General features: G+C 50.6%; 16 protein-coding genes. 15 read left to right on the top strand and 1 reads right to left on the bottom strand.

Annotation, left to right across the window (positions count from 1 at the left end; all coding sequences use genetic code 11):
* The first annotated feature begins 134 nt into the window (after positions 1-134).
* The 4 genes from QD47_RS20005 to QD47_RS20020 all read left to right on the top strand — a co-directional run bounded on the left by QD47_RS20005 (position 135) and on the right by QD47_RS20020 (position 3,967).
* Positions 135-1,223: an ABC transporter substrate-binding protein gene (locus QD47_RS20005; protein ID WP_044647780.1), complete on the top strand. Its 1,089-nt coding sequence runs from the start codon at positions 135-137 to the stop codon at positions 1,221-1,223.
* On the top strand, positions 1,220-2,032 hold the full coding sequence (locus tag QD47_RS20010) for an ABC transporter ATP-binding protein (protein ID WP_044647781.1): 813 nt from the start codon (positions 1,220-1,222) through the stop codon (positions 2,030-2,032). Before QD47_RS20005 ends, QD47_RS20010 begins: the two co-directional genes overlap by 4 nt.
* 8 nt (positions 2,033-2,040) lie before the next feature.
* Entirely contained in the window at positions 2,041-2,874 is an 834-nt protein-coding gene (locus tag QD47_RS20015; RefSeq protein WP_044647782.1) for an ABC transporter permease, read from the top strand.
* 136 nt (positions 2,875-3,010) lie between these two features.
* Positions 3,011-3,967, top strand: a complete 957-nt coding sequence (locus QD47_RS20020; protein WP_044647783.1) for an aromatic acid exporter family protein — start codon at positions 3,011-3,013, stop codon at positions 3,965-3,967.
* Between the two features lie 29 nt (positions 3,968-3,996).
* Here QD47_RS20020 and QD47_RS20025 read toward each other — a convergent pair whose 3' ends face one another.
* Positions 3,997-5,307, bottom strand: coding sequence for an amino acid permease (locus QD47_RS20025; protein ID WP_044647784.1), 1,311 nt, complete (start codon positions 5,305-5,307; stop codon positions 3,997-3,999).
* A 115-nt stretch (positions 5,308-5,422) separates the two neighbouring features.
* Here QD47_RS20025 and QD47_RS20030 point away from each other — a divergent pair, with 115 nt between their 5' ends.
* The 11 genes from QD47_RS20030 (at position 5,423) to QD47_RS20080 (ending at position 19,842) form a co-directional block, all read left to right on the top strand.
* A complete protein-coding gene (locus QD47_RS20030) occupies positions 5,423-6,319 on the top strand; it encodes a LysR family transcriptional regulator (protein ID WP_044647805.1) in 897 nt (298 codons plus the stop codon).
* A 126-nt stretch (positions 6,320-6,445) separates the two neighbouring features.
* Positions 6,446-7,003 (top strand): outer spore coat protein CotE, encoded by a 558-nt coding sequence (locus QD47_RS20035; RefSeq protein ID WP_014281435.1) that lies wholly within the window; start codon positions 6,446-6,448, stop codon positions 7,001-7,003.
* Between the two features lie 134 nt (positions 7,004-7,137).
* Positions 7,138-8,373, top strand: a complete 1,236-nt coding sequence (locus tag QD47_RS20040) for a putative amidoligase domain-containing protein (RefSeq protein ID WP_044647785.1) — start codon at positions 7,138-7,140, stop codon at positions 8,371-8,373.
* Between the two features lie 108 nt (positions 8,374-8,481).
* A complete protein-coding gene (gene mutS / locus QD47_RS20045) occupies positions 8,482-11,298 on the top strand; it encodes a DNA mismatch repair protein MutS (protein ID WP_044647786.1) in 2,817 nt (938 codons plus the stop codon).
* A gap of 73 nt (positions 11,299-11,371) precedes the next feature.
* On the top strand, positions 11,372-13,483 hold the full coding sequence (gene mutL / locus QD47_RS20050) for a DNA mismatch repair endonuclease MutL (RefSeq protein WP_044647787.1): 2,112 nt from the start codon (positions 11,372-11,374) through the stop codon (positions 13,481-13,483).
* 12 nt (positions 13,484-13,495) lie between these two features.
* A complete protein-coding gene (locus tag QD47_RS20055) occupies positions 13,496-14,347 on the top strand; it encodes a class I SAM-dependent methyltransferase (RefSeq protein WP_044647788.1) in 852 nt (283 codons plus the stop codon).
* Positions 14,331-15,311, top strand: a complete 981-nt coding sequence (gene miaA / locus QD47_RS20060) for a tRNA (adenosine(37)-N6)-dimethylallyltransferase MiaA (protein WP_044647789.1) — start codon at positions 14,331-14,333, stop codon at positions 15,309-15,311. The genes QD47_RS20055 and miaA overlap by 17 nt, the downstream gene beginning before the upstream one ends.
* A 20-nt stretch (positions 15,312-15,331) precedes the next feature.
* Positions 15,332-15,577 carry an RNA chaperone Hfq gene (gene hfq, locus QD47_RS20065; protein ID WP_044647790.1) on the top strand — a complete coding sequence of 82 codons (246 nt, stop codon included), beginning with the start codon at positions 15,332-15,334 and terminating at the stop codon, positions 15,575-15,577.
* 188 nt (positions 15,578-15,765) lie between these two features.
* Entirely contained in the window at positions 15,766-18,426 is a 2,661-nt protein-coding gene (locus QD47_RS20070) for a PBP1A family penicillin-binding protein (RefSeq protein WP_044647791.1), read from the top strand.
* A gap of 166 nt (positions 18,427-18,592) precedes the next feature.
* Positions 18,593-19,150 carry a ribonuclease FAU-1 family protein gene (locus QD47_RS20075; RefSeq protein WP_044647792.1) on the top strand — a complete coding sequence of 186 codons (558 nt, stop codon included), beginning with the start codon at positions 18,593-18,595 and terminating at the stop codon, positions 19,148-19,150.
* Positions 19,147-19,842 (top strand): YdcF family protein, encoded by a 696-nt coding sequence (locus tag QD47_RS20080; protein WP_200893477.1) that lies wholly within the window; start codon positions 19,147-19,149, stop codon positions 19,840-19,842. The genes QD47_RS20075 and QD47_RS20080 overlap by 4 nt, the downstream gene beginning before the upstream one ends.
* Positions 19,843-19,972: the final 130 nt, after the last annotated feature.

The following is a 19,972-nucleotide window of genomic DNA, read 5'->3' on the forward strand; positions in this document are numbered from 1 at the left end:
TCATATCATCATTTGTGCATCTACCCCGCGTTCCTGGGCGAACGTGGGGTTTTTGTGTGCAATTAACCATTGAGTAGGCAGCCGCATAACAATATATGAAGTCTATAATGCAAAAAGGTGGGGAGGGAACAGGGATGAACATCGGCGCTCGTTTCAAAGCTGTGGCGGCTGCGGCACTGCTCGGGTTGCTGCTGCTCGGCGGGTGCGCACCCAAAGGGGAGCAGACGATTGAGATTAGACTGGGCGAAGTAGCTCGAACGGTCTTTTATGCGCCACAGTATGTAGCCTTGAGCCAGGGGATGTTTGCTCAGGAGGGACTGAATGTCCAACTGGCGACGATTCCCGGTGGCGACAAGACGATGACGGCGTTGCTGTCCAATCAGGCGGATATTGCGCTTATCGGTGCGGAAACATCTATTTATGTGTATCAGCAAGGGGCAGAGGACCCCATCATTAATTTTGCCCAACTGACGCAGACGGACGGAACCTTTCTATTTGCCCGGCAAACGCAGGCTAGCTTTGACTGGGAAAAGCTGAAAGGGCAAAATTTTCTTGGACAGCGCAAGGGTGGAATGCCACAAATGTCGTTGGAATTTGCACTGCGCAAACACGGTATTGATCCACACAAGGATTTGAAGCTGATTCAAAATATTGATTTTGCCAATGTTGCCTCTGCTTTCGGTTCTGGTACAGGGGATTATGTGCAGTTATTCGAGCCGCAGGCGTCTATTTTCGAAAAAGAAGGCCGGGGACGGGTAGTGGCCTCCATTGGTGTGGAGAGCGGCGAGCTGCCTTATACCGTATATATGGCTAAACGAAGCTATCTGAACGAAAATGGCGAGGCCGTACAAAAATTTACGAAGGCTGTATACTGGGCACAGCAGTGGATTGCCACGCATTCACCGGAGCAGATTGCCGAAGCCATTATGCCCTATTTCAAGGACACAGATCTGGCGGTTCTGACCAGTAGTGTCAAGCGGTATAAGGAACAAGGCACCTATGCCTTGAATCCAATGATTGAGGAAAAAGAATGGAAGAATTTGCAGGATGTTATGACTTCGGCGGGCGAGCTGAAAAGTCCGGTTGCGCTGAATCAACTGGTGAACCGAAGCTTTGCAGAGAAGGCGATTGCAGCAGGCTCATTGGGGAACGCTGACCAGCCTGCAAAAGCGGGAACAAATGGAGCCGCTGATACAGGCGTAGACGCCGGGGGCTCGCCATGACAGAAGAACGGAGTTGTCTTATTTCGGATGCAACGGTCCCGGTGGTGGAGCTGAAGCAAGTAACGCATGTGTATGTAACAGACCGGGAGGCCTCGCTGGCGGTTGAGGATATCGACTTCGCTGTAGGGACAGGAGAGTTTATCAGTTTGGTTGGCCCAAGCGGCTGCGGCAAAACGACAATCCTGTCCATGATCGCCGGGTTATTGCGCCCGGCGGCGGGTCAAGTGCTGCTGCAAGGTCAGCCTGTAAACGGTCCGAGTCCCGAGGTCGGCTACATGTTGCAGCAAGATTATCTGTTTCCGTGGCGTACGATCATGGATAATGCGTTATTGGGTCTGGAACTGGGCAATCGGGTAGATGAAGCCTCGCGTGAACGGATTCGACTGCTGCTGGAAGGCATGGGGCTGGGAGGGAAGGAGCATCTGCATCCGTCCCAGTTATCCGGGGGGATGCGCCAACGTGTGGCGCTGGTACGGACGCTGGCGACTAATCCAGGGCTGCTGCTGCTGGATGAGCCGTTCTCCGCGCTGGATTATCAGACCAAGCTCCAACTGGAAGACCTGATTGCCGAAACCTTGCGTGAGCGGGGGAAGACGGCTATTTTGGTCACACACGATTTGGCCGAGGCGATTGCGGTCAGTGACCGGATTATTGTGCTGGGCCGAAATCCGGGCCACATCCGGCGTACCTTTGCAATTCCGGATGCGATCCGAGAAGTTCAGCCTTTTTATGCGCGCGAGCAGCCGGGTTTTAATGAGCTTTTTCATGAAATATGGGGTGAACTGGAGGCTTCGGGAGCAAAGGAGTGAGTCAAAGGATGAAAGGCGAAGCGGATCGGCTTGGGCAACACTGGATTCAAGGGCTGTATCAGGAGTATCGACGCAGAAGACGTTCGGAGCGGCGGTTGGTAACGGGTGTACAGACAGCTATTTTAGTGTTTTTATTCGTGTTGTGGGAAATTGCGGGTCGGATGAAATGGATTGATGTACTGCTGTTTAGCTATCCAAGCAAAGTATTTACCCAAATTGGCAAGGATGCGGTCAGCGGTGAGCTGTGGGGGCATGTCGGTGTCACGGTTGGAGAGACGTTGGTGGGTTTTTTACTGGGAACGCTGTTGGGAACACTACTGGCTGTGCTGATCTGGTGGTCGCCGTTTCTGTCGAAGGTACTGGACCCCTATATGGTTGTCTTCAACAGTATGCCCAAGGTGGCGCTGGGGCCCATTTTTATCGTCATGTTCGGAGCCGGATTTACCGCTATTCTAATGACGACCCTCTCGATTACGGTCATTATTACGACGTTAGTCGTGTATAACAGCTTTCAGGAAGTCGATTCGAATTTGATCAAGGTGGTTCGCACATTTGGTGGATCGCGGCGCGATACGTTTAGCAAGGTGATTTTGCCTGCGTCCTTTCCGGCTATCGTCTCTACACTAAAGGTGAATGTCGGCATGGCCTGGGTTGGCGTGATCGTCGGTGAATTTCTGGTAGCTAAAAACGGGTTGGGCTATTTGATCATCTACGGCTTCCAGGTGTTCAATTTCACGCTGGTGATGTCCAGTTTACTTATCATTGCGGTCGTAGCGACACTGATGTATCAGGCGGTCGTGTATGTCGAGCGTCTGCTGCTATCTGATCGTCCTCAGCGATAAGAATCAAACTTCTATACATTTCTGGATTTTTGCAAATTCCTCATTTGTGTAAAATCTGAAAATAAAGTACCATGAAAATGAAAATGATTCAAAGTTTACGAAAACAGATTTCATCCAGAGAGGACAGAATTTTTTCATGGGCTTTCGTACGATTAAAACGGCTATTGCCGCATTAATGGCCGTACTCATTGCGGATGGTTTTGGCATTCATGGAGCCACCTCGGCAGGGCTTTTGGCTATTTTGGGGGTCGATGTCACGCGCAAGAGAAGCCTCCGTACCATTTCGGCGAGATTTTTTGCATCCGTCGTGGGGCTTCTTTTTGCATGTGTTTTGTTTGTTATATTCGGATTCCATGATTGGGTACTGGCATTATATATTTTAACAGCGTTTCCGGTCATTGTACGGGTGGGCTTTAAGGAAGGAATTGTCACGGGTTCAGTCGTTGTGTTCCGTGTATTTAGCGGTGGTGTGATTGATATGCAGGTGCTGCTGACCCAACTGTGTCTGCTGGTCATCGGATTAGGGTCCGCGATGGTCGTCAATTTGGCCTACATGCCGCGCTCCGATAACACGATGCAGCAGATCCGGCAGGAGGTAGACCGGACGTTTTCCATTATATTCAGAAATATGGCCAATACATTACGCAGTCCGGCATACATATGGGATGGCAAGGAAGTTATAGAAGCGAACAGCGTCATAGCCAGAGGTGTAACCGAGGCAGGACGTTCATTGGAAAATCAGATGCTTCGTCCCCAAGAAGGTTGGAATGTGTATTTTTATATGCGCAGGGAACAGCTGGATTCTATTCAAAATATGATGCAGCTGATCTCGCAAATGTATCAGCATATGCCGCAGGCCAAACTTTTGGCCGAGCTATTCGATCAGCTCAGCAATGACGTTCTGGCCGGGCATTATACGGGACAGACGGAGAAGCTGCTGGAGCAGGTACGTGAGGAATTCAAAAAAATGGAGCTTCCCGCAACCCGGGAGGAGTTCGAAATTCGTTCGACACTGCTGCAGCTTACACATGAATTACATCAGTATTTAAAAATTGCTAAAAAGGACAAGGCCCCCACTCCAGTCAAAGCTTAGAATCGAGGCCCAATCTAAACGGCTACTGTCTAATGATGGACAGTAGCTTTTTCTTTTTCAGTGATGACGGACGGCGCAGGCAGGGTCCGTTTGTGCCGAATCCGACCTGCGATCCATAAGGCAACGGTGATCAGGCAAGGATAAAGCATGGCCCAGCCGACAAAGGGGAACACCACCGCCGTCGAGATGAATGACACCCAACTAATGGCTACGCCCCAGCGATTACCTCTTAGCAGCTTGATACCCGCAGCACACCCGCCCAGATAGGTCAGGATAAAGGTGGCGTTCGGGAACTGGATCAGGTTGGTAAGTGAAACAGTACCGCTACCGTAAAGAGACATAATGACGACGAAACAAAGGGAAAGAAACGTGATACCCCCAATTGGCGTATGAAAGCGCCGGGACAATAGACCCATCCAGCGGAAGGCGTGTCCTTGCCGGGATAAGGCATACGCGACGCGTGAAGCAGCACCTACATAAGCGATAATCGTAGCTGTACAAATAAAGATGCCCGTCAAGCCCGCGATCACTGCGCCCCACGGACCAATGGCCCGGCTAATCACCCATACGAGCGAAGCGTCTGATCCACCTGCAAGGTAGCTTTGTGTCCCGACTGTAGCCAGTGCAGTAAGAAAATAAAGCAGGCCAACGATGATGGCTGCAACGGTGACACCCTTAACAGCCGCCCGCTGAGGATTGGTGAATTCCTCCGACAAATGGGAGACGGCTTCCCAGCCGATGAAGCACCAGAACAGAATCGCGGCTGCCTGACCGACAGGAAGCCAACCGTGCGGAGCAAACGGTGTGAAGTGTACTGTTTTCATCTGAGGCAGCGCTGCGGCAATGGCGAAGATGAGGACAGCAACAATAGCAATAACAACGGCGATCTGAATACGTCCCGCAACCTTCATCCCGACCCAGTTAATGATCAGTCCAACCGCCAGCATGGCAGCGGCCAATCCCATGCGGCTTCCCTCTCCCCAACCCATGGCGGCGGTCATATAACCAGCTCCGGTGAGTGCGGCAACAGGTGCCCCAATCGGAACTGACATCAGAAAAAACCACCCGATATAAGAGCCTGCACTCGGTGAAAAAGCCAGCGTAACAAAATGCGATACCCCTCCAGCGTTCGGGAATTTGGCGGACAGCAGTCCCATGGACAGGGCCATTGGCAAGATGAGCAGAGTCATAAAGCCCCACGCCAGTAGTGATGCCGGACCCGCCATTTCGGCGGCAAGACCGGGCACAATCAATATCCCCGAACCCAGCACCGCCCCGATATATAGCGCAATGGCCTGTGGAAGACCAATGGTGGATTGAAGTTTATGTTCATTTGTCATGCAGGTAAGCCTTCTTTCTCTTGTCATTTCCTTCAGCTTATCAGATAATCAATCTATCGGAAAAACGGAATATAACGATGGCTTGCATCGAAAAAAACGATTGAAGGAGCAACTTATGGAATCACGGCATTTGTTTACGTTTTTAAATGTGGTTGAGGCAGGCAGTTTTACCCGGGCGGCGCGTATACTGGACTATGCACAATCGAGTATAACTGCTCAAATTCAGACGCTGGAGACAGAGCTGGGCACACCTCTTTTTGACCGCATAGGTAAGAAAATCATGCTCACAGATGCCGGACGACGCCTGCTGCCCTATGCGCAGGAGATTTCCAAGATGCACGCCCTTGCCAAGGATGCGCTACGTTCAGAAACGGTGCTGACGGGCACACTGAAAATCGGAGCGCCAGAGTCGCTGGCGGCTTTCCGCCTGCCGAGCCTGATCCGTGAGTACAGGGAGCGTTATCCGAAGGTGAAAATCGTGCTTAAACCCGGCGAATGCTGGGAATTGCGTGATATGACCCGTTCAGGTGAACTGGATTTGGCTTTTTTGCTTCAGCCGGAAACAGAGGATAGAGAACTGCATGTCACTACGCTCATTCACGAGCCGATGGCATTGGTCGCACCATTGGGTCATCCACTGGCTTCCTATAATAAGGTAGAGCCAGCTGACTTGAAGGACGAAACCATTTTGCACACGGAGGCGGGCTGCACCTATCGTATCCTTTTTGAGCAGTATTTGAACAGACACGGTATTTTTGCAGACCCGAGTCTGGAGTTTTGGAGTATTGAAGCGATCAAGCAATGTGTCATGGCCGGATTGGGCGTTGCGCTGCTTCCGCTGGTTACGGTGCAAAATGAGCTGCGTGAAGGGAAGATGGCGCGTTTAAGCTGGGATGACAGCGAACAGCAGGTGGCTACCCAGGTCGCCTATCACACGAAAAAGTGGAAATCCCCGGCGCTCAGCGAATTTTTACGAATTGTCGAGCAGCATGTAACACATTGGCGTGCATGAGTTCAAGCCGTTAGGGCATAAGCTTATACAAATAATATTTTTTCCTTTTCGCCTATTCACTCAACATTCGCCCACAACCTGCATACATATGTATGGAATGATTGATTGTATGGAGGAGGTTCAAGTATGGCATTAAGTCATAAAAATCGTAGAGAGATTATTACAAAAGCGATCTGCGGTAAAGGTCGCAAATTCTCTACCGTAACCCATACCGTAACTCCGCCTAATAATCCGACCAGCATTTTGGGGGCGTGGATTATTAACCACCAGTATGAGGCTGTGGCGGCTGGAGACGGCATTGAGGTCGTGGGGACGTATGATATCAATATCTGGTACTCATACGATAAAAACTCGCAGACCGATGTGGCTAAGGAAACGGTGTCGTACGTGGAAAATGTGCCGCTCTCGTATCTTGATCCGAAACACCGGGCGTCTACAGTGGAAGTATCCGCCGAGGCGACACAGGAGCCAAGCTGCGTTGAGGCCAGTGTGTCTTCAGGGGGCGGCAGCGTAATTATCCGGGTCGAGCGGGAATTTGCGGTGGAGCTGGTGGCAGAAACGAAGATTGTTGTAGAAGTATTCCCGAATGGCAGCAGTGACGATTTTGACAAGGACTATGATTTTGGAGCGGAAGAAGGGGACTATGAGGAGCTCGACCCCGACCTCATCGACGACGAGCTCTGACGGAAGTAACCCAAAAGAGGGCCGCTTTACTCTTTTGCGCCGGCTGAGACTGCGCAGGGGGGAAGGCCCTCCTTTTTGTTGTTGTAGGGAAGAAAAGTCGTTCAATCGTCCGTAATCTGGTAGGGAGGGGGAAGATGATGCAGCAGGTGGGACAGGCGCTCAGACGCTTCAGACAGATGTCGGATGATGAAAAGCAGCGCAGATTGGAACGCTCCGGCATATCGGTTCGCTGGATTGACGATAACACAGCAGATTTTGCGGTAGGCTATGCGGTGCAGATCCATCAGCTACGAATGCTGGAAATTCGAAGACGCACGATTGAAGGACACTCCAAAGTCCGCGCTTATGATCCGTCTGCGTTGGATAGCAGCTCTCAGCTGTCCGTCCGAATGGAGCGACTGGCTGTACGTACTTTGTACACACTCGGCCTCGACAGTGGCGAGGTGACGCTGACACTGCTGGGCGAGCGCAGCTGTCAGGTACGTGAAGTCGTGGCCCAGCCATGGCTTAATGATAAACGCCTAGACATGCTATATGAAGCCGCAGCTCGCGAAGAGGATGTTCAGGGACAGGGCCTTCCAGCGGTACAAGGGGATAAACAGCTGCTAATCGGAATGGACCCTGAGTTTGTACTGGTCCGCATGCCGGAAGGACGGGTTGTACCGGCTTCGCGATATTTGGGCCGCCTTGGCGTGGCGGGATGCGATGCGGTTACGCGCCGGGGTCGGACGTTGTACCCGGTTGCTGAGCTTCGACCCGCACCAAGTGGCGATCCGGCTCTTTTGCTGACCCACTTACGCCGTGCCTTTGCGGCAGCAGCCCGGCGCATTGCCGATCGTACGCTAATTTGGCAAGCAGGCGGGATGCCGCAGTCCGGTTTTCCGCTGGGAGGGCATCTGCATTTTAGCGGAATTCCGCTGAACGGGTCTCTGCTACGTGCGCTGGACAATTATTTAGCGCTGCCTTTGGCGTTGTTAGAAGACAAACGCGCAGCCCGGCGCAGACCGCATTACGGCAATTTGGGCGATTTTCGCTGCCAACCGTATGGAGGTTTTGAATACCGTACACTACCCAGCTTTCTTGTTTCGCCGCAGCTCGCGAAAGGCGTGATTGGAATGGCCTTTCTCATCGCGTCTCAATATCCGCGCTTGGAGCGTAGGCCACTGGATGAGGAAGAGGCCCATAGAGCTTTTTATGAAGGAAATCGGATTGTGCTGGGGGAATATATGGAGCCTCTTATTTTGGATATCGTTTCACTGGATGTTTATCCGCAATATAAAGCTTATGTAGGGCCTTTACTGGACAGCCTGCGTCAGGGGAAACAATGGGATGAATCGCGGGATTTGCGTCCGTTTTGGAAGCTTTCGTAAAATCTGTGGTGTTGTCTGCGATACTTGCATGTTATCGACTGTCATTTTTGCTATAATGAAAGGTAATGTAAGTTTAAACGGAACAATGTGTGGGGGTTAGTAAACGGTATGACCAAATATACACCGATGATTGAGCAATATTTATCCATAAAAGACCAGGCGCAGGATGCGTTTTTGTTTTTCCGCCTGGGAGATTTTTACGAGATGTTTTTTGATGATGCGATTCTTGCATCCAAGGAGCTGGAGATTACACTCACCGGACGCGAGGGTGGCGGCACGGAAAAAATTCCAATGTGCGGTGTGCCTTATCATTCGGCGGAAAATTACATACAGCGCCTTATTGAAAAGGGTTATAAGGTTGCCATCTGCGAACAGATGGAGGAAGCCTCGGCTACGAAGGGGATGGTACGGCGAGATATTGTCCGTGTCGTCACTCCGGGTACGGTGATGGAAGGCAAGGTACTGGGTGACAAATCCAACAACTACATGGTATGTGTCACCGAGACGGACGGGATGCTGGCACTGGCGGCCTGCGATTTGTCAACAGGTGAGCTGTATGTGACCTCTGTACCTGATTCGAAAGAATGGCTATTGGATGAAATTAATATTTATGAGCCGTCAGAAATGCTGGGGGATGGTCATCTGCTCGATTTCGTAACCTCCCGAATGTCACCCGTTGGGCGTCGTGTTGTATACACAGCCTGGGACAAGTCTAAGGATGATCTTGTGCGTGGTCAATTTGGTGAAGCAACGTGGGCAAGGCTCAACGAGGAACGTAGGCAGTGTGTATCGCGTCTGATTGCTTATTTGAATGAAACGCAAAAAAGATCGTTAGGCCAGTTGACCCAGATTTCCGTTTATGAGCCAAACCATTATATGATTCTTGATCCATTTACCCGCCGTAATCTGGAACTGGTGGAGACGGTTCGTGAGCGCTCCAAGAAGGGATCGCTGCTGTGGTTGCTGGATCGGACGGAGACGTCGATGGGAGCGCGGTTGCTGCGACGCTGGATCGACAAGCCGCTGCTTAGCAGCCATCTGATCGAGGAACGGCTGGAGGCGGTGGACAAGCTGTACCACCAGTTTATTTTTCGTGAGGATGTGCGTGCACAGCTTAAAGAAATTTACGACCTGGAGCGCTTGGTTGGGCGAATTGCCTTTGGCAGCGCCAATGCACGCGACCTGATTGCACTCAAGCTGTCATTGACCCGAATTCCGGCTTTACGTGAGCTATGCGCAGAATCGGAATCGGAGACACTTCGCCGAGTTGCCCAGACGCTGGATAGCTGTACAGACTTGTGCGCGTTAATTGAGGAAGCCGTGGCGGACGAGCCGCCTATTTCTGTAAGGGACGGGGGTCTCATTAAGGAAGGCTACCATCAGCGTCTGGACGAACTGCGGGAGGCGAGTGTGAACGGCAAGCGCTGGATCGCAGAGCTGGAGGCCAAGGAACGTGTAGCGACTGGCATTCGGTCGCTCAAAATCGGGTACAACAAAGTATTTGGCTATTATATCGAGGTAACCAAATCCAATCTGGCTTCATTGCCGGAAGGACGATATGAACGCAAGCAAACGCTGGCGAATGCGGAACGATATATTACACCGGAGCTGAAGGAAAAGGAATCTCTGATTTTGGAAGCCGAGGATAAGATGGTAGATCTGGAGTACTCTCTCTTCACTGAGCTTCGCAGTAAACTAAATACTGAAATTCCTCGTCTGCAAAAGCTGGCAGAGCGGGTGGCTGAAATTGATGTGTACCAGTCCCTGGCATCGGTCAGCGCAGAGCGTGGCTTCGTGAAGCCTGAGTTGACAACGGGATATGATTTCGTGGTGGAGCAGGGGCGGCATCCCGTTGTGGAAGCTGTGATGAAGGATGGCAGCTTTATCGCCAATGGTACGGCGCTGGAGGAAGCAGATGCACATATTTTGCTAATCACCGGTCCGAATATGGCCGGGAAAAGTACGTATATGCGTCAGGTTGCACTGATCGCAATTATGGCGCAGATCGGTTGCTTCGTTCCGGCTGCACATGCGAAAGTGCCGATGCTGGATCGCATTTTCACGCGCATCGGTGCGGCGGATGACCTGATCGGCGGGCAGAGTACGTTCATGGTGGAAATGGCTGATATTCAGGTCATGACAGACAAAGCGACTCCGCGAAGCCTGATCATTATTGACGAGTTGGGACGCGGTACGTCCACCAGTGAGGGGATGGCGATTGCTCAAGCTGTGATTGAATTTGTCCATGACACGATCGGCTGTAAGGCGCTGGTGTCTACGCATTTTCATGAGCTGGCTCATTTGGAGCAAAGCCTGTCCTCGCTGCGGAACTACTCCATGGCGGTACAGGAAAGCGGCGACAAGGTGAATTTCCTGCGTAAGCTCATACCGGGCGCGGCCAGCAGCAGTTACGGTATCTATTGTGCCCGTCTTGCGGGTTTGCCGGATAATATCATTGAACGTGCAAACGGGCTGTTGCATGGCTTTGAGCACGCGGCTGCCCAAGTGACGGCAGGCACCGAGGCTGTTGCAGTAGCGAAGGAAAATGTTGTTCACCGCACAGTTTCAGGAGCTGGAGCTTCTTCTTCGGACGGCACCCATTCAGACCAGACGCTACGGGAAAGCAGGGAAGTGGCGTTGCAGGCTCCACTTATGTCACAGCAAGCCAACGTTGTAAAAGAAAACATTCAGCAGGCGGTGGAAGACTCCAGTGTGCTGGACCATACGGCTACCGGGGTCGTACAGCTGTCCATTTTCGGAGAGCAAGAGCTTGCTCCTGCTAAGCCACAGTTGGAGACGGCCGAGGTTAATCCGATTGTGCGCCAGATTTTACGCAAGGTGAAAAACGCTGATGTCATGAATATGACACCTTTGCAGGCGATGCAGTTGTTAAATGAACTGAAAAACAAGGCCAACGGCCTGTAGTACCGATATCTGTAGTTAACGATATTATAATTCTATTTTCATCACACTTTGAAGTTAGGGGGAGGTTAAAAGGATGTCTAAAATTCGGGTACTGGATGAGCATATTGCCAACCAGATTGCTGCTGGTGAGGTTGTAGAACGTCCAGCCTCCGTCGTGAAGGAACTGGTGGAAAATGCGATTGATGCGGGCGGTACGCGTGTCGACGTATGGGTAGAGGAAGGCGGACTGCAAAGCATCCGGGTGACGGATAACGGTAGTGGCATTGAGCCTGAAGATGTCGAAACGGCGTTCTATCGGCATGCGACCAGCAAAATCGGGCATGGACGCGATCTGTTCCAGATCACGAGCCTGGGCTTCCGGGGAGAAGCGCTGCCGAGTATTGCGGCTGTATCGAAAGTGGAGTTGCTGACAGCAGCCGGAGATGACGGACGTGCCCGCAAATTGGTTATTGAGGGCGGCAAGCTGGTGCTGCATGAGGATGCAGCCGCGAGACAAGGGACGGATTTTACCGTCCGGGAGTTGTTTTATAACACGCCTGCAAGGCTGAAATATATGAAAACGATCCAGACGGAGCTGGGGCACATTTCGGATGTACTTTACCGAATGGCGCTTTCACACTCCGAAGTTGCCTTCACATTGCGGCATAACGGGAATACACTGCTTCAAACGCTGGGTAATGGTGATTTGCTTCAAGTGATTGCCGCTGTTTATGGAACCTCAGCAGCGAAATCCATGCTGCTGTTGGAAGGAGAGAGTCTGGATTACCGCATTAGCGGCTATGTCAGCCGTCCGGAGTGGACCAGGTCGAATCGGAATGCCATCTCAACGGTGGTGAACGGACGCTTTGTGCGCAGCTATGGGCTAAATCAGGCGTTGCTCAAAGCGTATCATACCTTGCTGCCGATCAATCGTTTTCCACTGGCTGTGATCCAACTGGAAATGCATCCTTCACTGGTGGATGTTAACGTTCATCCTTCCAAGTTGGAGGTACGTTTCAGCAAAGAAGCCGAGCTGTTTCAATTGGTTGAGGATTCAGTAAAAGCTGTTCTAGGACAGCAGGTGCTGATTCCGAAGGCAGTCAAGCGCGAAATCGGCGGCAAGGATAGCGGCTCGTTCGTGCAGGAGCAGTTTCATTTCTCGAAGGGAAGCGGTATGGAAGGAAATTCTTCTGCTGGCGAGAGCCGAGGAGAGGCACAGCCGCTTGCCGGACCTTTCTCGGAGGGTCGTGACCCGCGCCAATCCATTCGCTTGGACGGAAATGAGGAGCACAAGCTTGGCACGGAGTGTGTGCAACGCCAGGATAGGGAGAGGTTCCTTGTCTCTGGTCGGGGGAACCCGTCTTCTGGGCAACGTGTCAGTGACGAGGAACTGGATGCAGATTTTGTGGATGGAAACGATGGGAATAAAGGCGAATCCGGTTCATCCCCTTTGTACAGCGGCAGAGTACAGGAAGCGGCTGCTTATGTGGCTTATCGGTCTTCTGCTTCACCGGATGCAGGAAACGCTGTGGATTCCCGCTATTTCACGGATCAGAAGCCACGTCAGTCACGGCTGAATGCAGAGCAGTTGGCGGTGGTATCGGGTGAGGCTCCCGAGCTGCCCGCTTTTCCTGAGCTAAATTTGATCGGTCAGCACCATGGAACCTATCTGATTGCGCAGAACGATCAGGGGCTGTATTTAATTGACCAGCATGCTGCGCATGAACGGGTTAACTACGAATTTTATTATGAAAAATTCGGCAATCCCGAGGCGGTATCGCAGGAGCTACTCCTGCCGATTACATTAGAATTTACGCCCTCGGAGACGGAAAAGCTGAAAACAAGGCTGCATTGGTTTGAGCAGGCGGGAGTGTATTTGGAGCATTTTGGTGGTCAAACCTTCCGTGTTAGCTCTTATCCTTACTGGCTTCCTCAAGGGCAAGAAGCGGATGTTATTGAGGAAATGGCAGGATGGGTACTGGATGAAAAAGCAATTGATCTTGCAAAGCTGCGGGAAGCAGCCTCGATCATGTGCTCCTGCCGGGCTTCGATTAAAGCGAACCAGAAGCTGACTGACCGACAGGCTGTCGTACTGCTGGAGCGTTTGGCGGCGTGCAGACAGCCGTACACCTGCCCGCATGGGCGGCCCATCGTTGTGTCCTTTTCCACATATGATTTGGAGAAGCTGTTTAAGAGAGTAATGTAAGGGAGTTTATATATGTTGCAGGATCGGGAAAACCGTGAAGAAGAAAAGCAGGCAAGGCTCCGGGAGGAACAAGCCCATTTATTGGTGACGACAGGGGATTCTCCCTCTGCTGAGGTCGTGCAGCGGGCGGAACTGCTTGCAGCCGAGCTGGGGGTGCTGTATGCTCCCCGTCGTGGTATATCGGTAGCAAGGCTGACTGCTGCTCATAGAGTTCGTCAGGCGCTGGTGCTCGTACAGGGTGGGGTGAGGCTGATTAGCCCGGAGCAACCGCCGATGACTTTTCACCCGAGCATGGGCTTCATCCGCGCCAAGCGGGTGTTGAAGGGCGAGCCTGATCCGATGCTGACCGCCGCTCGGCTCGTTCCGGGGGACACCGTGCTGGATTGTACCGCAGGACTCGGAACGGATTCCCTCCTGTTTTCAATTGGAACAGGAAGTTCTGGACAAGTAACTGCTGTGGAAAGTTCTTTTCCTGTTTATGCTTTAATCAAGGATGGAATGAGGCATTACCGTTCCGGCAACGCTGCGGTAGATGAGGCATTTTCCGGCATTGACGTCCGCTTTGGTCATCATTTGGATTATTTGCAAAGCTTGCCGGATCGCAGTGTGGATATTATCTATTTTGACCCGATGTTCCGTGATCCGTTGCTCGATTCCAGTGCAATCGGTCCATTGAGAGGGTTGGCTAACCCGGATGCGCTGGATGAGGAAAGTATTGCTCAGGCAAAACGGATTGCAAGGAAAACAATTGTATTGAAGGAAAAACGGGGCAGCGGGGAATTTGCCCGCCTCGGCTTCCGTGTGGAGCAACGGGGCACAACGAAAACAGTGTACGGAGTGATTGATATTGACAGCGGCATCTAAGCCTAAACTACTTGTTCTTGTTGGCCCGACAGCGGTCGGCAAGACAAAATTAAGCATCGAGATGGCACGGCAATTTGGCGGGGAAATTATTTCCGGAGATTCCATGCAGGTGTACCGTCATATGGATATTGGAACTGCCAAAATTTCCGAACAGGAAATGGAAGGAATCAAGCACCATTTGATTGATATTCATGAGCCGGAATACCCATATTCGGTAGCTGCATTTCAGGAAGATTGCCGTCGTCTCATACCGGATATTCATGCCAGAGCGAAACTGCCGTTTATCGTAGGTGGGACAGGTTTATATGTGGAGTCTGTCTGCTATGAATACCAGTTTTCCGAGGTGGGAGCTGATGAAGCTTTTCGTCAGGAACAGCTTGATTATGCCGAACAATTTGGAGCCGAGGCGCTTCATGCGCGACTCCAGGCGGTTGATCCCGAAAGTGCACGTCGTCTGCATCCCAATGACCGGCGCCGAGTCGTTCGAGCGTTGGAAATTTATCATGTTAGCGGAACGACGCTCAGCTCGCAATTAGCCAGTCAAAAAAAGGAATCTCCCTATCAGCTCTGCATCGTAGGTTTGACAATGGATAGGCAAATGCTATATAAACGTATTGAAGACCGAATTGACGGGATGCTCGACCAAGGGCTTGTTGCTGAGGTAATCTCCTTAATGGAACGGGGAGTGCGAAGCGATGCCATCTCCATGCAAGGTCTAGGCTATAAAGAGATATCCTCCTACCTGCGAGGAGAGGTGTCTTTGGAAGAGGCGGTGACTTGGCTGAAACGGGATACGCGTCATTTTGCGAAGCGGCAGCTCTCGTGGTTTCGCCATATGAAGGATATCCAGTGGGTAGATGTCACCGATTTCGGAAATTTTTCTGCTCATGCAGCCCGAATACACGAAATTATAGCAGGAAAGTTCCGGACAGACCTTGAATATACTTCAAAACAATCCAAATGATTATTGGGGGTACGGCTAAAATGAACAAGTCCATTAATATCCAAGATACGTTTCTGAATCAATTGCGCAAGGATTCTATACCGGTAACGGTATACCTTATCAATGGATTTCAGGTGCGGGGAACCATTAAAGCATTTGACAACTTCACAATTGTTATCGACTCGGATGGAAAGCAACAGCTGATCTACAAGCATGCTATTTCCACCTTTACACCGCAACGCAATGTGTCGCTTGTACAGCAGCAGGATAACGTCAGCGATAACTGATTACGGCTTGACGGTCGCCCGGGTTGTTGAAACTTTTTAAGCGACCGTCTCGTCTAACCGTATAGGAATGAGACCCGGAGCAACCTGAACAGGGTTGTTCTTTTCATTCCGTTTGCTTTCATGCTGCCGACAGCAAGCTATATATACGTTCGGCAACATGTGATTATTCGCGAAAGGGAGTCAGGGGAATGCCAAACGATTCATTGTCCAGATCCGGCAATCGCAATAGAAACACACCTAAAGAGAAGCCGAAGGGCAAGAAAAAGAAGATTACAGGTAAGCAAGTTGGATGGACGCTGTTTATTACGGCGGCGTTAGCTATATTTTGCGCGCTTGGTGGATATTTGTTTGTCATGGTAAATGGCGAACAAATTTACAAAGCCAACAAGGATAAAATTACAGTGAACGAGACATCAAAGGTTTACGATCGTAACGGTGTGCTTATGGGCGAGCTGTCCGTACAAAAAAGCGATCCCGTCAAAAGTGAAGAAATTCCGCCATTGCTCAAAAAAGCTTTTATAGCAACAGAGGATAAGCGATTTATGGAGCACCAGGGGGTTGATATTTGGTCTATCGGGCGGGCGGCTGTAAAAGATATCGTAGCCCGTTCGGCAGTGGAGGGCGGCAGTACGCTGACCCAGCAGTTGGCCAAAAACCTGTTTTTGTCGCGTGACAAGACCTTTTTCCGTAAAGCGACCGAGGTATCTATTGCAATGGCGCTAGAACGGAATTTGACTAAAGATGAGATTATTACGTTGTATTTGAACCGAATTTGGTTTGGACGTTCATATTCAGGAATCAAGGCAGCTTCGGTGGGGTACTTTGGGCAATCTAACTTAAAAGAATTAAAGCTTTGGCAGATCGCCACGTTAGCAGCTATTCCAAAAGGGCCTTCCAAATATAATCCAATTAGTAATCCGGAAAACTCAAAGGAACGACGTGCTGTGGTTCTCCAGCTGATGTTTGAGCAGGGAATGATTGGCAAGCAGGAAATGGAAGAGGCCAAGGCTGTAGATTATGATTACAAGCAGCCGGAAAAAGTTCAAAAGTATCAAAATTTTATGGAGTATGTGATGAATGAGGCGGAGGATGCTTTGCCGGGAGTCAGCGGAAACGATCTGATCGTTGGCGGCTACAAAATTCATACGACGATGGATGCTCAGGCCCAAAATGCGCTGGATCAGGCTATGGCAGATGATAGCATGTTCGAAAAGAGCCCGGATGATCAGCCTGTTCAAGGCTCCATGGTCATTATTAATAACCAGACGGGCGGAATTGCCGCGATGGCACCCGGACGGGATTACAAAAAGGGAACCTTTAACCGCGCGACGCAAAGCCGCAGGCAGCCAGGTTCGGCCTTTAAACCTATTGCGGCGTATGCGCCGGCTCTCGAATCCGGCAAATTTACAATGGATACACCTTTGAGTAATGAGCGACAGAGTTTTAACGGGTATAGCCCGAAAAACTTGCACGGTTACTCTTCGACCATCAGTATGATCGATGCGATTACAAAGTCTGAAAATATCCCGCCAGTATGGTTGCTCAACCAGATCGGTGTGGAAAGAGGGGTCCAATTCGCGGAAAGCTTAGGCATCCCGATGGACAAAAATGATCACTCGCTCGCTATCGCATTGGGTGGATTAAGTAAAGGAACGAACACGCTTGAAATGGCACAGGCATACAGTGCTTTTGCCAATAATGGACAGTTCCAAAAAGCTTACTCCATCAAGCAAATTAACGATAGTGATGACAAAACAGTTTACACTCACAAAGAAGAATTTAAAACCGTAATGAGCGAGAAAACAGCTTATGAAATGACGCAGATGATGCAAAATGTAGTCAATAGCGGTACGGGCCGCAAAGCCCGTATTGATTGGCCTGTAGCGGGTAAAACGGGTACAACCCAGAGTGGCATTAGCGGGAACAGTGGCAACCGTGATATCTGGTTTGTCGGTTATACGCCGGAATATACTGGTGCGGTATGGATGGGCTATGACAAGCCGGACAGCAAACATATGCTGAGAAACTACAGTGGGCAGTCGGCAGCCTTTTTCGGAAGGGTCATGGGTGAAGCCCTCAAGGGGCACCCGGTTACGCAATTCAGCCAGCCAAAAGGATATGAACCACCAGTTGAGCAGAAGCCAGACGTGCCGGTTCAGGCTACCGCTCCAAGCGGACTGAGCGGGTCTTATAGTCAGGATACCCAAATTGTATCGTTGTCCTGGACTGCGGCGGCGGGAGATAATGTGCAATACCGCGTGTATCGCAAAGAGGCTTCCGAAGGGGGCTTTACGGTGATTATGGAGGCGATGAAAGGCACGAGTGGTGAAGATACGTCTCCAGTAGCCGGAGCCGCGTATGAATATTATGTAACGGCTTATGGAGCGGATAGTAAGGAATCTGATCCATCCAATACAATCCGTGTGGAAATTCCGGCAGAGACCACTCCGGTAGATCCACAGCAGGGAACTGATCCGAATCAGGATGGAACATTACCGGATAACAGCGGGACTACAGACGGTCAGAACGGCACCGATCAGGGGAATACAGTCCCTGGAGGTACCGATAATAGCACCAGCCCAGGGCAGGTTCCGACGATTCCTGGAGACACTAGCGGAAATGGCACTGGCAGTACAGGCAATCATAGTGGCAGCTCCGGCACTGGTAGTGACACGAATCAGGGGAATGGCCAGACAACAACACCGGATGCAGGTACCTTCAATAGTGATACCACGGTAAATCCAGTTACCACGGATCCATCTACCACAGGAACCACACCGGATGGAAGTCAGGAAACCAACTCCAACGGTCAGTCGAACTCCAATCGTGGACATCGCAACCGAGATTAGAAGACATATGCTGTGTGTGATTTGAATTTGTTTTAAACCAAAGGTATTTTTGGACCATTTTATGGTCTGGGAATACCTTTTTTGTTGTGATAAAGGGTGTTATTTTTGAGTGTACAGTTTAAATATGGTAAGCTGGTTTTACCAATGTTGGAGAGGAACATCATTTATGAAGCGCAAATTCGGAGACCGGGCCAACTGGCGCAGAATAACGAACCGCAAGTTTGCTTGCCGGTATGTGGAAAGTGACGTGTTTACAGGATATGTGACCTTGTATACCATTTTGAGTCTCAAAGAGCCGTTATGGAAAAGCTACGGCGGTCATACGTTTTGCATAGCGGACAAAGGGTATTCCTGGTTGCAATATTATCCGAAGGGCGAGCATTATGTAGTAACTGCTATGTTCGACAATCGGGAGCAGATTGTGGAATGGTATATTGATACCTGCCGAAATCAGGGAGTGACCGATCAGGGAGTGCCCTGGTTTGACGATTTGTATTTGGATGTTGTCGTACTTAAAAATGGCGAAATCTTTTTAGTGGATGAGGATGAGCTGGAGGATGCGTTACAGCGCGGGCATATCTCGACACAGGAGGCAGAACTGGCTAACCGTACAGCGGCTGAGGTTTTACGACGGATAGATGCCCATATATTCCCCTATTTTAAAATGTCGCTGAAACACCGGGCAGAATGGTTTCACAACGGTGATTTTAAGAGGGATCGGTGAAGGTTTTGCAGAGGATTAGAAGCACTGGGCCAAAAGATTCTGAATCAAAAAGCAGGCTGAGCGGCCCAGAGAAAAAGTTTTCAGCAGCCAAGCGTCTTATGCTTTGTCTGCTGGTTATCATTATGATCGGTTTGGTATGGGTAGGTATTCGATTTTGGAATATGAATAACGCAGCCTCTACCACTCCGCTTCAGCAAGCACAGGTAGGAATTGTACTTGGGGCTTCCATGTGGGGAGCAGAGCCAAGTCCGGGGCTAAAGGAGAGGCTGAACGAGGCCCTGCAGCTATACCGCAACGGTACAGTAAAGCGTCTGATTGTAAGCGGAGGGCTGGACAAACCAACTTACCCGTATACAGAGGCTGAGGGGATGCAACGCTATTTGGTTGACAGAGGTATTCCAGCGCAGCATATTGTGTTGGAAAACCATGCGACCAGCACCTACGAAAATCTGCTGTATAGTCAGCGTATCATGCAGGAGTATGGTTGGACCTCGACTGTGATTATCACACATAGTTATCATGGCCCACGGGCGCTCGAGATTGCCCGATTTTTGAATTTGGAGCACCCCCAGATGGCTCTGGCGGAATCTAAAGTACTGAATATGCCGCTTCATCAATCAAGAGAGGTACTGGCTTACGCCAAATGGACGCTGCAAAAGTGGTGGCTCAGTGCCCAAACCTGGGTGTCCTGAAACGTACAACGTTTTCTCATAAAGGCATCTTCTCTATAAACAAAATGCATTGCACAAGCTCCTGTTGCTTTTATGCTAATAAGGACATGCTGGGCCGAATACATTAATAGGGTAAGCTGTGCCTGAAGAA

Source organism: Paenibacillus terrae (assembly GCF_000943545.1).
Classification (GTDB): Bacteria; Bacillota; Bacilli; order Paenibacillales; family Paenibacillaceae; genus Paenibacillus; species Paenibacillus terrae_A.

What these genes read in the sequence shown, in the direction of transcription:
- QD47_RS20005 (WP_044647780.1), top strand. Translation starts at nt 135, where the DNA reads ATGAACATCGGCGCTCGTTTCAAAGCTGTGGCGGCTGCGGCACTGCTC.
- QD47_RS20010 (WP_044647781.1), top strand. Translation starts at nt 1,220, where the DNA reads ATGACAGAAGAACGGAGTTGTCTTATTTCGGATGCAACGGTCCCGGTG.
- QD47_RS20015 (WP_044647782.1), top strand. Translation starts at nt 2,041, where the DNA reads ATGAAAGGCGAAGCGGATCGGCTTGGGCAACACTGGATTCAAGGGCTG.
- QD47_RS20020 (WP_044647783.1), top strand. Translation starts at nt 3,011, where the DNA reads ATGGGCTTTCGTACGATTAAAACGGCTATTGCCGCATTAATGGCCGTA.
- QD47_RS20025 (WP_044647784.1), bottom strand. Translation starts at nt 5,307, where the DNA reads ATGACAAATGAACATAAACTTCAATCCACCATTGGTCTTCCACAGGCC.
- QD47_RS20030 (WP_044647805.1), top strand. Translation starts at nt 5,423, where the DNA reads ATGGAATCACGGCATTTGTTTACGTTTTTAAATGTGGTTGAGGCAGGC.
- QD47_RS20035 (WP_014281435.1), top strand. Translation starts at nt 6,446, where the DNA reads ATGGCATTAAGTCATAAAAATCGTAGAGAGATTATTACAAAAGCGATC.
- QD47_RS20040 (WP_044647785.1), top strand. Translation starts at nt 7,138, where the DNA reads ATGATGCAGCAGGTGGGACAGGCGCTCAGACGCTTCAGACAGATGTCG.
- mutS (WP_044647786.1), top strand. Translation starts at nt 8,482, where the DNA reads ATGACCAAATATACACCGATGATTGAGCAATATTTATCCATAAAAGAC.
- mutL (WP_044647787.1), top strand. Translation starts at nt 11,372, where the DNA reads ATGTCTAAAATTCGGGTACTGGATGAGCATATTGCCAACCAGATTGCT.
- QD47_RS20055 (WP_044647788.1), top strand. Translation starts at nt 13,496, where the DNA reads ATGTTGCAGGATCGGGAAAACCGTGAAGAAGAAAAGCAGGCAAGGCTC.
- hfq (WP_044647790.1), top strand. Translation starts at nt 15,332, where the DNA reads ATGAACAAGTCCATTAATATCCAAGATACGTTTCTGAATCAATTGCGC.
- QD47_RS20070 (WP_044647791.1), top strand. Translation starts at nt 15,766, where the DNA reads ATGCCAAACGATTCATTGTCCAGATCCGGCAATCGCAATAGAAACACA.
- QD47_RS20075 (WP_044647792.1), top strand. Translation starts at nt 18,593, where the DNA reads ATGAAGCGCAAATTCGGAGACCGGGCCAACTGGCGCAGAATAACGAAC.